General features: G+C 70.4%; 12 protein-coding genes. 2 read left to right on the forward strand and 10 right to left on the reverse strand.

Features of this window, described 5'->3' with window-relative positions; translation table 11 throughout:
* Positions 1–149: 149 nt before the first annotated feature.
* The 4 genes from ACIA8R_RS40350 to ACIA8R_RS40365 all read right to left on the reverse strand — a co-directional run bounded on the left by ACIA8R_RS40350 (position 150) and on the right by ACIA8R_RS40365 (position 3,148).
* On the reverse strand, positions 150–875 hold the full coding sequence (locus ACIA8R_RS40350) for an MBL fold metallo-hydrolase (protein WP_397042795.1): 726 nt from the start codon (positions 873–875) through the stop codon (positions 150–152).
* 64 nt (positions 876–939) lie between these two features.
* The gene (locus tag ACIA8R_RS40355) at positions 940–1,467 is read right to left on the reverse strand and encodes an isochorismatase family protein (RefSeq protein WP_397042797.1); all 528 of its coding nucleotides are present in this window, start codon (positions 1,465–1,467) and stop codon (positions 940–942) included.
* Positions 1,468–1,622: 155 nt separating this feature from the next.
* Positions 1,623–2,804, reverse strand: a complete 1,182-nt coding sequence (locus ACIA8R_RS40360) for an MFS transporter (RefSeq protein ID WP_397042799.1) — start codon at positions 2,802–2,804, stop codon at positions 1,623–1,625.
* On the reverse strand, positions 2,801–3,148 hold the full coding sequence (locus ACIA8R_RS40365; protein WP_397042801.1) for an ArsR/SmtB family transcription factor: 348 nt from the start codon (positions 3,146–3,148) through the stop codon (positions 2,801–2,803). Before ACIA8R_RS40365 ends, ACIA8R_RS40360 begins: the two co-directional genes overlap by 4 nt.
* A 233-nt stretch (positions 3,149–3,381) precedes the next feature.
* On the opposite strand from ACIA8R_RS40365, the gene ACIA8R_RS40370 reads away from it, so the two are divergent.
* A protein-coding gene (locus ACIA8R_RS40370) for an IS5 family transposase (protein WP_397042839.1) occupies positions 3,382–4,250 on the forward strand; the annotation gives its coding sequence in 2 pieces (ribosomal slippage) (positions 3,382–3,931 and positions 3,931–4,250; 870 coding nt in all).
* A gap of 50 nt (positions 4,251–4,300) precedes the next feature.
* On the opposite strand, the gene ACIA8R_RS40375 is transcribed toward ACIA8R_RS40370, so the two are convergent.
* Entirely contained in the window at positions 4,301–6,043 is a 1,743-nt protein-coding gene (locus ACIA8R_RS40375) for a leucine-rich repeat domain-containing protein (protein WP_397042803.1), read from the reverse strand.
* Positions 6,044–6,525: 482 nt separating this feature from the next.
* On the opposite strand from ACIA8R_RS40375, the gene ACIA8R_RS40380 reads away from it, so the two are divergent.
* The gene (locus ACIA8R_RS40380) at positions 6,526–7,524 is read left to right on the forward strand and encodes an alpha/beta hydrolase family protein (protein WP_397042805.1); all 999 of its coding nucleotides are present in this window, start codon (positions 6,526–6,528) and stop codon (positions 7,522–7,524) included.
* Positions 7,525–7,753: 229 nt separating this feature from the next.
* Here the strand turns inward: ACIA8R_RS40380 and ACIA8R_RS40385 are convergent, their stop codons facing one another.
* The 5 genes from ACIA8R_RS40385 to hutI all read right to left on the reverse strand — a co-directional run bounded on the left by ACIA8R_RS40385 (position 7,754) and on the right by hutI (position 14,482).
* Positions 7,754–7,969, reverse strand: a complete 216-nt coding sequence (locus tag ACIA8R_RS40385; RefSeq protein ID WP_397042807.1) for a hypothetical protein — start codon at positions 7,967–7,969, stop codon at positions 7,754–7,756.
* A 381-nt stretch (positions 7,970–8,350) separates the two neighbouring features.
* Positions 8,351–11,191, reverse strand: a complete 2,841-nt coding sequence (locus ACIA8R_RS40390; protein WP_397042808.1) for a ComEC/Rec2 family competence protein — start codon at positions 11,189–11,191, stop codon at positions 8,351–8,353.
* Position 11,192: 1 nt separating this feature from the next.
* Entirely contained in the window at positions 11,193–11,825 is a 633-nt protein-coding gene (locus tag ACIA8R_RS40395) for a helix-hairpin-helix domain-containing protein (protein ID WP_397042810.1), read from the reverse strand.
* A 603-nt stretch (positions 11,826–12,428) separates the two neighbouring features.
* Positions 12,429–13,238 (reverse strand): DegV family protein, encoded by an 810-nt coding sequence (locus ACIA8R_RS40400; protein WP_364086726.1) that lies wholly within the window; start codon positions 13,236–13,238, stop codon positions 12,429–12,431.
* A 35-nt stretch (positions 13,239–13,273) separates the two neighbouring features.
* Entirely contained in the window at positions 13,274–14,482 is a 1,209-nt protein-coding gene (hutI, locus tag ACIA8R_RS40405) for an imidazolonepropionase (protein ID WP_357694176.1), read from the reverse strand.
* Between the last annotated feature and the right edge of the window lie 262 nt (positions 14,483–14,744).

The following is a 14,744-nucleotide window of genomic DNA, read 5'->3' on the forward strand; positions in this document are numbered from 1 at the left end:
TCGTATCGCGAACTGCAATGCCGGCCGAGGCCCTGACACTTTGAGCGTCCACGACGCGCACAGTGAAACTCGGGGGGCACGACATCAGCCCGGACACAGGCCCCGGCCGCCACCGCGTGCGCCGGTGTCGGGCGATATGGGGGCCCGGCTCACCCGTGGGTACCAGCAGACGCCGACCGAACCTCTTCCCCCACTCTGGCCGGCGAGGTGCGCCAAGGAGCGCCATGGCCGGGAAGCACCCAGGACGCCGGCAGTCCGCCGATCCGGTCGAGGGAGTCGAGGGCTTCGGCCGGGTCGTCGGTGAAAGGGGCCGGTTGGGGGCCTTCGCGTCCGGTGAGGACGTGGCGCGTAGTAAGGGCGTCCCCGACGAAGACGGCGTCGGCGAGCGGGACGTGCACCGCCACGCTGCCCGGGGAGTGTCCCGGCATGCCCACGATCACCGGGCTCCCGGGCAGGTCCAGGACGTCGCCGTCACCGATCTCGGTGACTTCGCCGACGTACCGGGGGCGCAGGCCGTTCTTGCGGACGGAGTAGGAGAAGAACCCGAGCGTCGGCCCGAGACGCATGGGCCCGGCCGCGACCTTGGGCTTCTCCCCGGTACGGGTGCGGACGGCGTCGGCGGCGTGCACGAACACCGGCACGCCGTGGGCGCTTCGCAGCCGTTCGGCGAAGCCGATGTGGTCGGAGTCGCCGTGGGTCAGGACAAGTCCGCGGATGTCGTCCACGGATTTGCCCAGAGAGCGAAGTTCGCGTTGCAGGTCCCGCCAGTGGCCGGGCAGCCCGGCGTCGATGAGCGTGATGCCCTCGGCGGTGTCGACGAGGTAGCAGGCCACGATGTCGTTGCCGAGGCGGTGCAGGTGGGGCGCGAGTTTCATGGGACTTCTCTCGGAGATCTGGACGGAGGGCGTCCTCTGCGGGCACGGGCCGCGGTTGTGATCGCTAGCCCGACAGGCCGTGCAGTGCGGCGATGACCTGGCGGCCGATGGGGGTGGTGAAATCGCGCACCATGCCGGTGACGAAGCTCGCCACCGAGGTCACCGTGCCGCCCGCCGCCTCGATCTGACGGAAGGCCGCGTTCTCCGTACGCTCCGACATACCGCCGCTCGCATCAACCAGGACGATGACGTCATACCCATCGGCCAGGGCGTCGAGCGCGGTGTGCAGGACGACGATCTCCGAGGTCACACCGCAGACGACCAGCGTCTTGCGGGCCTCGGCGGCGATCACTTCGCGCCATGCCTGGTCGTCCCAGCAGCACGGTCCGCCGCGCACGAAGGGGGGCGCTTCGGGAAGTTCGGCGATGACGCCAGGCCCATCGGGCCTGGGTGCGACCGACACGGTGAAGGGAATCTCCAGCAGCTGCGCGACCTTGCCGAGCACCCCGGCAGACCGCCTGATGGCCTCAGGGCTGTTCGTACTGCTCAGGGCCACGATGCTGTCCTGCAGGTCGGCGAAGACGATCTGCACTGCGCGATGGTCGATCACTATTCTCACCCGAAATCGTTCATAAGCTGAATGATGTAAGGACAGTAGCATGCCAGCCGGCCTGCCGCGACGGCGATCGTTCCCGCCGTTCGACCGCCTGCCGGAGGAGCCACCGAGGTTTCGTACGGGCCGCCCGCTCAGTCTGCGGCCTCGCAGGCGAGGCGGGAGGCGGGGCGCCGGGCATGAGCGCGGAGCGTACCGATGCTGAGTCGGCAGGTGAGCAGCAACGCCAGGGCTGCGGGGATCAGCGCCCATGCGGACAGATCGCCCGGATCGACGCCGTTGGCGAGCAGACCGCTGCCCGCGGCGGCTCCCGCGGCGGAACCGAGATACATCGCCGCCATCTGGAACGCGACGATCGGCATCGCCCGCTCGGGCCGGGCCCCGGTCAGGGCTTGTTGCAGGGTGGGAACGCTCGCCCACCCCGCCGCCCCCCACAACGCCGCCGCGACGAGCCAGGCCGCCGGTGCGGCGGAAAACCAGAAGACCGCGAAGCCCCCCAGGAGCACTGCCGGCAGGACGATGAGCAGCGTACGGGGCCCGAAGGCGTCCAGCGGCCTGCCGACCAGGGCGGAGCCGGCGACTCCGCCGATGCCCCAGGCCCACACCAGCGCGAATCCCCAGTCCTGGAGCCCTCGCGCCTCGGCCATGGGCAGCAGGTAGGTGTAGAGCCCGAGACTGGCCACACCGAGGAGGAACGCGGCGGCGACCCCGACGAGCGTCCTCGCCGAACGCAGCACCGCGAAGGCGGGACCACGCGAAGCGGGCAACGACGGGATCGTACGCGCCTTGACGGCCAGGGCCACCATGCTGAGCAGGCCGACCGCGACGACCAGGGCCATGGTCCATCGCCAGCTCAACCGGTCGCCGATGAGCATCCCGACCGGCACTCCGGCGACCGTCCCGGTGGACAGGCCGAAGGTCACCATGGCCATGGCGCGACCCCGTTCGTGGTCGGCGACCATGGCGGCGGCGGCTGCGGTCGCCACTGCGGTGAGCACGCCGGCGCCGGCGCCCGCGATCACCCGCGAGGCGAGGAACACCTCGGTCCCCGGCGAGACCACGGTGACGAGGTTGCCGAGATTGAACACGCCCAGCGCGACCAGCAGCGCCCTCGCGGTACTCCCGCGGATCAGCGATCCGGACAACAACGGTCCCGCCAGAGCGTACGCGGCGGTGAAGGCCGTCACCCCCAGGCCGACCGCCGCGACCGTCGTGGCGAGCGAACCGGCGATCGAGGGCAGCACCCCGGCGAGAACGTACGCGTCGATCCCCAGCGCGATCGCTGCCGCGACAAGCGGCCAGACACGGCGGATCACGCGTCCTCCTGCGCGGGAGCGGCTTCCTGGTAGCCGCTGAGCACGGTGTCGATCAACCCGGGGAACCGCGCCTCCAGATCGTCGTGGCGAAGTCGGATCAGGCACTTGCGTCCCTCGGCACGGACGAACACCACTCCGGACTCGCGCAGGAGGCTGGTGTGATGCGTGAGCGTCGAGCGCGGCAGGTCCGGGCCCAGCTCGATGCTGTCCACCTCGCCGCGTTCCGCGAGCATCCGCACCATCGACAACCGCAGCGGCTCACTCAACGCGAACAACACGCGCGGGATCGCGATCTCATCAACCTCGGGATGCTGGTACACCCGTGCCGGCGCCAACGGAACCACCTTCAATCGTTCGACAATTTTCGCACGATGATAGTGCGAGAATTGTCGAACGATCAAACCGATCTGCAGGCGGTGCGCCGGCTCCGAAAGCAGGCCAGGTCAGCACGACGGGCCGGTTCGACAAGCCGCCTGACAGCCGCCTGGCTGGGCTGTAGATCCGAACTCCGTACAGGCCCTATGGCGTGTCTCAGAGCCCTGTCGCGTTGATCGCGCTGCACCGGGATGATCTCGGTGTGGCGCGTGGGGACTTAAGTGATGCGCAGGGGGCGGTGCTGGAGCCGTTGTTGCCGGTGGCGGCAACGGGCCGACCGGCGTTGTTCCAGCGCAGGCTGATCGACGGGGTTCGGCATCGCGTGCGGACCGGTGTGCCCTGGCGTGACCTGCCCGAGGAGTACGGTCCATGGCAGACGGTGTACTCACTGTTCCGGCGCTGGCAGCGCGAGGGCGTGTGGGCCATGCCGCTCATCAAGCTGCAGACCAGGGCCGATGCTGCCGGGCGGATTATCTGGGACGTGACGGTGGACTCCACGATCAGCCGGGCCCAGCAGCACGCCGCCGGCGCCCGCCGCGACGGCGCAGCCCAGAAGGAGCCGCCGGGCGGGGTGGACATCGAACCGGCCGACCACGGCCTGGGCCGCTCCCGCGGCGGCCTGACCAGCAAGATTCATCTGGCCTGCGAACCCGGACAGCGCCTGTTGTCCCTGGTCGTCACCGCTGGGCAGCGCGGCGACAGTCCACAGTTCGTGCCCGTGTCGGAGGCGATTCGGGTGCCCGCCTGGGTGCTGGCCGTCCCCGCTGCCGCCCGGATCGGGTGCGGGCCGACAAGGCGTACTGCTCGAAGGCCAACCGCGTCTACCTGCGACGTCGGGGCATCCGGGCCACGATCCCGGAGCGCCGCGACCAGATTGCCGGGCGGAAACGTCGCGGCAGCGCCGGCGGTCGACCGCCGGTATTCGACCGGGAGGACTACAAGCTGCGGCACGCCGTGGAGTGCGGGATCAACCGGCTCAAGCGGTACCGGACCGCGGCCACCCGATACGACAAGCTCGCCGTCCGCTACTTGGCCACCGTACAGATCGCGGCGATGGGTGCGTGGCTGTGATCCCCGGCGACCGGCTCCGCTGTCATGCCGGCCACGCCGACCTCGAACGCCTACTCGAAGTCGATCTGGGCGGTCGGGTGTGCGGCGCTGATCCGGTCGCGGACCGCCCCTGGGAACAGGTTGCCGTTCAAGTTGGCCACCGCCAGATCGGGGAGCGTGTCGAAATCCGCCGGCAGGTCGTTGAGCTGATTGAACCTCAGGTCGACGACCCGCAGCCGACGAAACGTCCCGATCCCGGCGAAGTGCTCGGGCTTGAGCTTGAGGCGCTTGGTGTTCCGCTGCCACCGGCTGATCCGGAGCTCCTCCAGTCCGGGCAGCTCCATGGCGAACAGCTCCCGCAGGAATTCGTGCGACGGCAGGGGCGTGCTAGCGCGGCGGCTGTCTCCGCCGAAGCCGAGGACCCGCAGCGCGGGCAGGCGGCCGAGGTCGGGCAGCGGGTCGCGCAGCAGACCGAGGCTGTCGCCGAGGTCGAGCTCTTCGAGGCGGGTCAACCGCAGCAGGCTGTCGGGGACGGTGTCGAAGTAGTTGCCGCTCAGGTCGAGCCGGCGCAGGTTCGGGAAGGTGGTGACGGCCTCGGGGAAGGACCGCAGGAAGTAATGACTCCCGCCGGTCATGGACACCTCCTCGACGGCGGCCAGCCCGTGCGCGGAGTCGGGGAACACGACGTCGGTCCCGTCGGCGACCAGCTTGCGCAGCGCGACCAGGTCGCCGAAGGCGTCCGGCAGGACGAACCGCGTCACCTCCGGCAGGTTCCACTCCGACCCCGACTCCGTGTCGACGGAGACGGACAGGTAGGAGATGTCGAGTTCCTCCAGAGCGGTGAGCCGGCCGATGGCGGCCGGCAAGGTGAACTCGACTGTGTCCAGGTCCGTGTCCCGGTTGCCGGCGACGCACAGCACCCGGAGCGCGGCCAGGTCGCCGATCGATTCCGGCAGGGCGGTCAACTCGCATTTGCGCACCGACAGGTGCTCCAGCCGGGTGAGCGTCCCGAGCGCCTCGGGCAGCTCGCCGATCGGGTTGCCATCCAGGATCAGGGTACGAAGCCACGGCATCTGGAGCACCTCGGCGGGAAACTCCTTGAGGTTGCGATCGGTCAGGTCGAGGTGCTCCACTCGGTCGGCCCGGGACCGGGACACGTCGGCTTCGGCCGACTCGGCCGCCGTCCGGGCTCCGGGCCGCAGGACCGGCAGCCCGGCCCGCAGCCGGTCCAGGAACGCATCGACGTCCAGACAGCGGTCCTCCGCGTCGACGACCTCGGGCACGAACGCCTCGACGATGCCCGGCTTGGCGTAGTCGGCGTCCTTGGCGTCGCCGAAGTTGTCCACCCAGCGCCCGCCGACGGCGTGCACGTTCATGGCGTGTTCGAAGTCGATCACCCAAGGGGTCTCGACGGTCCCGGTCCGTAGCCAGCCGTGGTTGTCATAGCCGTAGACGAGGTGTGTGAAGGCGCCGTCGTGGATGTAGATCTCGCAGTCGCCGGCCTCCAGGGTCTCGGCCTCGGTGCGACCGCCGACGTAGAGTCCGGGCTGGTCCTCATAGAGCGCGATCGGGCCGTTGACCGTCAGATTGCCGGTGATCACGATCAGCTCGACGTCGTCCTCGTCGTCCCCGCTTCGCAGGGCATTGACGGCGTCCAGGAAGTCCCCGTCGACCGCGAGATCGCCGTCGAAGAACAGCACGCTGTCATAGTCGGACGACTCTCCTTCACTCTCGAACGCGGCGGACAACGCGCCGCTCAGACGGGCGTCGGCGTCGGCATAGGACAGGGATGCGGGGGCGGCGGATATCGACATGGCGACGAGCATAAGTCCGCGCTGTGACAGCCCTACGGGAAAGTCCAGCGCCGTCGTCAGGCTGCTGGCCGCCCCGCCGTCGATACCGGTAGCAGCAGTTCAACACTGCCCACTGTTCATCGGCGAGATCCCCACGCGCCACACCGAGATCATCCCGGCGTGGCGCGATCAACGCGACAGCGTTCTAAAACACGCCCTAGGTCCTCCCATGCCGACGGATAGTCGAAAGATCCCTGTGGGCACGCCGGACCGTCCGCGACTACGAACGCCTGTCCCACCTCGCCCGCGGAATGCCTGGACAGACGGTCATCGCCCCCCGACATCCCTCACACCGACGCCATGGCCGCGCCCCGGGCGTCCGTGATTGCGCGGCTGTGGCGACAACCGAGCTTCCCGTAGGGGAGTCCCCGAGAAGCCATCTCAGGGACTGCTCATTCCACGGCAGGATGACTGCCCCCGAGCACTTCCTGATCCTCAAAAGCATGAGAATGTTGATCATAAGTGCGGTGGCGATCCTCACCATGTCGGCCTGCTCCAGCACCTCTTCCAGCGCCGCCAACCAATCCGGCAAGCCCACACCGCTGCCCGGGATCACCAGCGCGCAGCTCACCCTGCCGCCGCCCACCGGCCCGAACAAGATCGGCACCAGGATGCTGCGACTGGTGGACTCCACCCGCCGCGACGACTGGGTGGAGGGGCAACCGGTACGTGAACTGATGGTCCAGCTGTGGTATCCCACCTCGGCGTCCAGCGGCACGCTCGCGCCGTACATGGCCAAAGGCGCCGAGGCACGGACCCGGCAGATCAACGCGATCCCCGATGAGGTGAAGCTGCCAGTCACCCACGCCTACCTGAACGCCCCGATCGCCCCCGGCGCTCACCCGGTCATCGTGTACGCCCACGGCTCTCACGACACCCGGACCGGCAACACCGTCCTGGTGGAGGAACTGGCCAGCCACGGCTACCAGGTCGTCACCATCGACCACGCCCACTACGCCGAGGAGGTGGAGTTTCCCGATGGCCGCATCGTCGACGAGGTCAAAGACCCCGACACCGCCCATGAGGTCGCCACCCGGGTCGCCGACGTGCGCTACATGCTGAACCAGCTGGACCTGGCACGAGTGGGCATGTTCGGCGCCTCCTTCGGCGGCGTGGAGACGGTCGCGGCGATGCACGACGACCCGCGGATCATCGCCGGCGTCAACCTGGACGGCCCGTGGACCGAGCCCATCTTCGGCGACGTCAGCCGGTGGCCGATCACCAAGCCCCTACTGTCGCTGACCTCCGCCCAAGCCGACAGCCACCCCCCGCTGCCGGGCCGGGTCGTCCGGCTGGCCGGCGCCCAGCACCTGACCTTCTCCGACGGCGAATGGCTCGACCCCAACCCCACCCCCGAGCAGTACGGCACCATCGACCCCCAGCAAGCCCTCCACCTGGAACGCAAGGCCCTACTCGACTTCTTCAGCCAAACCCTTCACTAGATCGCCGGTTGCGAGACAGGCGCCAACTCCCGCAGGGGCCAACCGCAAGAAGCGCGGTTCCTGCGGCGGCCAACAGTCAAACACCGCTGCCTCGACCGGATGAAGAAGCCGCGCGAGGCGGCCGTCCGGTTCGGCAAGGTGCCCGACAGCCTGCACCTACGCGAAGCCGCCCTATAGGTCGAAAGCCTTCGGACCGCCCCAGGCAATGGGCCTGAGGGGGGTACGTGGCTCACGGCGTAGAGACGGAGAAGCTCGACACGATGCCGACGCGGATGCCGGTGTTGGACATCATGATGAGGTATGGGCCCGGGCAGTCCGCGTGCGAGTAGATGCGGATGAACCCATCGGTCTCGTTGAGGATGACGGCGTCGAGGCCGGGCAGCAGCGTGCAGCCGCTGAGGTTGGTGTAGAAACGCAGATACGAGCCGCCGCCATATCGCGTCACAGATGTCACCCGATCACTTACGAAACGTAATCGATCGGCCTGCGCGGTGACGCTGGCACAGCCCGCCATCCATGGCGTTGGCACACAGTCTGCGCAGAGGCACCCGGCCGGGACGCAGCTCGCCAGTCGCGTCAAAGCGGAGAACGGTCGGAGCTCGCCATCGGCCGCCACCAAATCGAAGCCCTCCGGAAGCGCCGCGACGCCCCCGTCCGGGAGATCCCCTCGCCAGCTCGGCACCGGGCGTGAAGAGCCACCACCCCGCGACCCGCTCAAGAACCTCGGCGGCCAGGTCCTCGTCCGTTTCAGGCAACCCACCGGCACCGGTCCCCGCTCCTTCGCGCCCTGATGGTCCCAGGTCCCGCTCGCTCGGCGTCGGACGACTCACGGTCCACGGGGGACCACGGCCAGGCTGCCTTCGTGTTCGACGACTGCCAGGTCACCGGATAGGTCGGTTCGGTAGATGGCGGTGCCGAGTCGGTGGAGGAGGGCGAGGGTCGATGTGGCCGGATGGCCGTAGTCGTTGCCGGCGCCCACGCTGATCAGGGCGGCTCGCGCGCCCAGCGAGGCCAGGAAGGCCGGGGACTGGCGGTTCGAGCCGTGATGCGGGGTCTTGAGGATGTCGGCGCGCACGGTGAGGTGGCGTGCCAGATCGTCCTGCGCCTCGGTTTCCAGGTCTCCGGCGAGCAGGGCGGAACCGGCGCGCCAGCGTACGTGGATGACGACGCTGGAGTTGTTGATCACACTGCCCTCGCCCTGGCCGTTCCCCCCGCCGGACGTCGAGTCAGGGGCGACGACGGTCAGCTCGGACGGCCCGAACCTCCATCGTGTGCCGGGTTCCGCCCGCCCTTCGGGAACCCGGTGACGAGCCAGTACGGCCGAGATCCGCGCGCTGGACTGCACCGCCGTCGGCCGAGGGCTGACGATCACGGCTCCGACGCGTCGGTTCCTGAGCACGCCTGGCAGACCGTCCACATGGTCGGCGTGCGGATGGGTCAGGACGAGCAGGGGAACCTCCTCGACGCCGAGCCTGCGCAGGCATCGGTCCATGACGACCGGGTCAGGGCCGGTGTCCACGACCACCCCTCGTCCTGGTCCGGCCGCCACCACCAGCCCGTCGCCCTGGCCGACGTCGCACATCACCATCAGCCAGCCCTTCGGCGGCCACGCCCCGGCCAGCGGGCGGATCACCAGTACGGCCACCAGGGCGGCCGCTGCCGCCACCAGCGCCATCGTCCGCCAAGGGCGACGTCTGAGAACCGGGATCGCGACTGCCACGGCGACGGCGAGGAGGCCGAGACCAGGAAGACCGCCCGGCCAGGGCACGGTGGCGAGCGGGACGTTCACCGCCCAGCGAGCCACGGTGACGATCCAGCCCACCGCGTATCCGGCCGGGACGACCAGCATGCCGGCGACGTCCGGCCAGATCGGGGCCACCAGGGCGGCGGCGAATCCGAGCAGGGTCGCCGGAGCCACGGCGGGGGCCACGAGCAGGTTGGCGGGCACTGCGACCAGCGTCAACTGTCCCGACATCAGCACCAGGACGGGCGTCACGGCCGCTTGCGCGGCGGCCGACACGGCCAGCGCCTCCGCCAGCCATCTCGGCAGGCGGCACAACCTCGACACGGCGCGCCCCTGACCGGCGGACGCGTCTTCCGGGAGCGACGACGAGAGACAGTCGGCGGCGCCCTCCACGCGCGCAGTCGTCGCAGCCCCATGCACCCCGCCGCGCTCGGCCGCCCTCACAGCCCCATGGACCCCGCCGCGCTCGGCCGCCTCCCCTACCCCATGACCGGCTCTCAGCGTGCCTGCCGCATTCCCGCCCCGGCCGGAATTCGCCCATCGACGATCGGGGGTGGTGGGCGTCTCCGTCGTGTCACGACCACTCTCCTTCTCCGCAGTCCGGCCCCTTGCCGGCGATGCACCGGGGACGGCATGCGCCGGTGGCGGGGTCGAAAGCTTGTCGCGCCAGCGTGGAGCGAGAAGGAGGATGCCGGCGGTGGCCGCGACCGAGAGGGCGAAGCCGTACGAACGGGCCAGGTCCGGGGCGAACAGGACCAGCAAGAGGACGGTTGCCGACAGGGCGGCGAGACCGTCCTTCGCACGGCCCGTGCCCAGGGCGAGGGCGGCGGCCAGGCCCATCAGGAGGGCGCGGAGAACGCTCGGGGACGGCCGGGCCACCACGGTGAACGCGAGCATCGCGACGGCCGCGAAGACGGCTCTGAGTGGCAGGGAGAGGCCGACCAGGCGGGAGAGCGCCAGGGCGGCGCCGGCGACGATGGCGAGGTTCGCGCCGCTCACGGCGTTCAGATGGCTCAGGCCCGCTTCCTTGAGGTCGGCGGCCACCTGAGGGTCGATGCGGGAGACGTCTCCCACCACCAGGCCGGGGAGGAGGCCGCGCTGGTCGGGTGGGAGGGGGTCGGCGGCCGTCCGCAGGCCGGTTCTGAGGGTGCCCGCCATGGTCTGCACGGACGAGGGCGGCGTCAGGATGCGGGGCTCGCCTCGTACCAGGAGGATGGCCGCCACCAGGTCGCCGGGCGTGGGCCTGGCCAGGCGGCCGGTGACCTGCAGCCGCTGGCTGGGCAGCAGGGTGTTCCAGGCGTTGCCGCCGGCGAAGACGGTGATGGGGACATCGACGGCCTGGCGTCCCGGCGGTCGGGATGCCTGCGCCGTCCCCCCGCCGGCGCCCGCCGGGAGATCGATGATCTTGATGGTGGCCGGGATCACGTAGCTGTCCCGGTTGAAGTGACCGCTTCCGCGTTGCCTCCGTTTCGGATCGTCGGACAGGACGATCTCGGCGGTCACCGTCGCGTTCCCGGCGGCCAGCTCGGCCACCGGCCCGGTGGTCAGAGCCTGAACGCGGAAGGCTACCGACGCGGCTGCCGCCGCCGCGCAGACGAGTGCGGCCAGCACGACGTTGCGCCAGGCCGCCCACCAGGGCGAACACCCTCCCCAAGGGCCCCGTCCGAAGCGAGCGGACGAAGAGCCTTGCGACCGTGGACGGCTGAACGGCAGGCGCAGCAGCCAGGCGGCGGAGTTGGACGCGGAACGCGTGCACCAGGCCAGGGCACAGGCGGCCAGCGCGAGGATGGCGGCTGCCGTCATGCCCACAGCAGGCGGTTGGCCGAGCAGGACCAGGGCACCGGCCCAAGCCGACAGCGCCGGGAGGACGAGGGTCCAGGAGCGCCTGTGCTCGCCGTCGTCGATGGTGGTGAGGTGCGCCATGTCAGACGCGGACCTTCGGCTTGATCTCCTCGTACTTCTTCGCGCCGATGCCGCTCACCTCGCGGAGCTGGTCCACGCTGGTGAAGCCGCCGTGGGCGGTGCGGAACTCGGCGATCCTGGCCGCCAGCACCTCTCCCACTCCGGGGAGTTCTTCGAGTTGGTCGGTGGTGGCGGAGTTGAGGTCGAGGACGGCCGTGGCGGGGTCGGATCCGGGGAGACCGGGAGGTGCGGCGGCGGCTGCGGGGGCGCCCACCACGATCTGCTCTCCGTCGAGCAGGCGTCTGGCCAGGTTGAGGGCGCCGGTGGAGGCGCCGTGCTTGAGCCCGCCTGCCGCCGACACGGCGTCCGTCACCCGGGAGCCCTGAGGGAGCAGGTAGACGCCGGGATTGCGGACCTTGCCCGCCACCTGAACGGTCACCTTCACAGTGGGCGACGGAGTCGGGGAGGTCATCACGGGTGCGGACGGCAGAGGCTCAGGCGTGGGCTGGGACCGCAAGACGAAGAAGACGGCGACCGCCACGGCCAGAGCCCCTACGACCATGAGCACCCGCAGGCCGGGCTTGCTGAGGTCGAGGGCGGCGGAGGGCTGGGCGGAGGTGACGGCATCGCGGAACGCCTGGAAGGTCGGAGGCATGGGGGCAGGACTCCCGGTGAGCCGACGACCGGGCAAAGACGAGCCAAGCAAGGACGAACCAAACGAAGACGGACCGGCCGAGGACGAACCGAACGAGGCCGGGTCGGGCGAGGAAGGGCCGCGGGCGGCCGAGTTGGCTGCGGACGGAGTCTCCGCAGCCGGGAGATCGGTCCACGGCTCACGCGGAGCCTCACCCCACCGCCCCGACAGAGACTCCCCCTGATGATCACCCCGGGAGGAACTCCCCTGAAGGCCGGACTGCGACTCATCCCCCAGCTCCCCCACCTGCCGCACGTCCCACGCCCCAGTTCGCGACCGAGGCGGAGCCGCTGCCGGTACCGCTCTGAGCTGAGGCATGTCCCCATAGGGATGCCTGGCACGTCGTCCCGGACGGGCCCGGCGGGCAGGGGTGGTGATCGACCGGAGCCTGGATTCGGCTATGGTCCGCTCCGCCGTCGGTTCCTGAGATCGCACGCCGACGAACCTAGACGCGCCACTCCCAGCCCCGAGCTACCGAACCGAATTCTGGGGACGACGCACGTCAGAAACGAAGAGGTTGTGGACAAGCGACCGCCCAAACACACCCACGAGCACACACCCCGGTCACCCCTCGTACGACGTGACCGTCACCCCCAGCATCCCCGGCCCCACATGAGCCCCGATCACCGCCCCCACCTCCACCACCCGCACCTCGCCGATCCCCGCCACCCGCTTCGACAACCGCTCCCCCAGCAGCTCGGCCCGCCCCCGAGCCCCCATGTGCTGCACGGCCACCCCCACCCCTCCCAGGTCCGCCGCCGCCTCCACCACCAGGTCCTCCAGCCGCGCGATCGCCCGTCCCGACGTCCGGACCTTCTCCAGCAGGGAGATGCGCCCGTCCACGATGTGCAGCAGCGGTTTGATCATGAGGGCCGACCCGAACAACGACGTGGCGGCGCCGATGCGGCCACTGCGCCGCAGGTACTCCAGCGTGTCCACGTAGAAGAAGGTCCGGGTGGCGGTGCGGCGGGCGGCGTCGGCCACGGCGGTCAGGGAGGCGCCGGCGGCGGCGGACCGGGCCGCGGCGAGCACGGGATAGCCGAGACCCATCGCGATGGACCGGCTGTCGATCACCTCAACCGGCACGGGCGCGCTCTCGGCGGCCGCGACGGCGGAGTCCACGGTGCCCGACAGTTCGCCGGACAGGTGGATCGACACCACGCCCGTGGCGCCGGCGGCGGCCAGCGCGTCGTAGCAGGCCGCGAAGCGCGAGGGTGACGGGCGCGAGGTGGTGGCGGTGGCGAGGTCACCGGTGAAGGCGCCCTCGTCGCGGGGGATGCCGCCGACGACCACTTGTACGGGCACCACCGTCACCCCGGGCACAGCGGGCAGGTACGCGGTGGAATCGGTGACGACGGCGACAGAGGGCGGCATATCCCGAGATTAGCCACCCGACCCGGAACGCGGTGTTACTGGACGGGAGTGCCGCCCCGCCACACCCGGCGCGGCTTGAGCCCGAAGGACCAGGCGAAGGCGCCCTCGTGGTCGGCGTCCCACTGGACGATGTCGGCCAGCCGCCCGGGAGCAAGCACCCCGCGGTCGGGCGCCCCGAGGACGGTCGCGCCGCCCAGCGTGGCCGCGCGCAGCGCGTCGTTGACGCTCATGCCGAACGCCGACACCGCCATCGCGATGACCAGCGACATCGAGGTGATGCCGCAGAAGCCGGGGTTGTGGTCGCTGCCGAGGGCGATCTGCACGCCGTGCTTGATCATCTGGCGGACCGGCGGCACGTGACCGCGCTGGAGCGCCGTGGCCGGGCAGACCACCGCGGGCACGCCGTAACGGGACATGATCGCGATGTCCTCGTCGGACATGTGGTGCAGGCCGTCGGCGGAGGCGCAGCCGAGCTCGGCGGCCAGCTGCACGGCGCCGCGACGGCTGAACAGGCCGGCGTGGATGCGCGGAAGCAGCCCGACGTTGCGGCCCGAGGCGAGGACCCAGCGGGACTCCTCGGTGGTGAAGTGGCCCTCGTCGCAGTAGACGTCGACGCTGTCGGCGCCGGCCGCCGCCGCGTCGGCGCACCACGCGCCCACGGCCTCGACGTACTCGCGCTGACGGCCGAAGTACTCCGGCGGGACGACGTGCGCCGCGAGGAAGGTGACGTGCACCCGCGGCATCATCGGCTCCTTCTCCAGCTCGCGCAGGAGCCGCACGTCGGCCAGCTCGCCGTCGCGGGTGAGGTGGTAGCCGGTCTTGGCCTCGACGGTGGTGGTGCCGCTGAGCAGCCAGCTCCGCAGCCGCTCGCGCACGCCGTTGCACAGCGTCCAGGGGTCGGTGCCGCGGGTCACGGTGACCGTGGAGCCGACGCCGCCGCCCGCCGCGGTGATCGAGGCCGCGCTGGAGCCGCCGGTGCGGATGGCCAGCTCGGCGTAGCGGTTGCCGGCGTAGACCGGATGCGTGTGGGCGTCGATGAGACCGGGCGTGACGAGCGCGCCGCCGAGGTTCTCCACGTGGTCGACGTCGACGATGTCGTCGACGACGCCGGGCACGCTCTGCGGGAGGTCGGGCGCCCGCCCGACCCAGGCGATGCGGTCGTTGTGCACCAGGATGGCCGCGTTGCTGAGGACCTCGTTGCCCGTCCACAGGCGACCGATGTTGGTCAAGAGCCGAACGGTCATCGCACCACCGCCCCCTGCAGGCGCAGCACCCAGTGCACGGCCTGTGCCGCGCCCACTGAGTCCGCTCCGGGTCCGGACGACATGGGGGGTCTCCTGCTCTCATCCGCGTGATGTTGTGCGGTGACCGTATCGCCGGAGACATGATCCGGCGATTTCAGTTCAGTTACGTTATTTCACAGCCGGGCTTGGTGTACAGGGTTATTCGGAAGAAAGACCTCTCATCCCATCCGTCACCCGGCCACGCCTTGCCCCCTGGCCCCCG

The organism is Nonomuraea sp. NPDC051191, from assembly GCF_044455665.1.
Lineage (GTDB): Bacteria > Actinomycetota > Actinomycetes > Streptosporangiales > Streptosporangiaceae > Nonomuraea.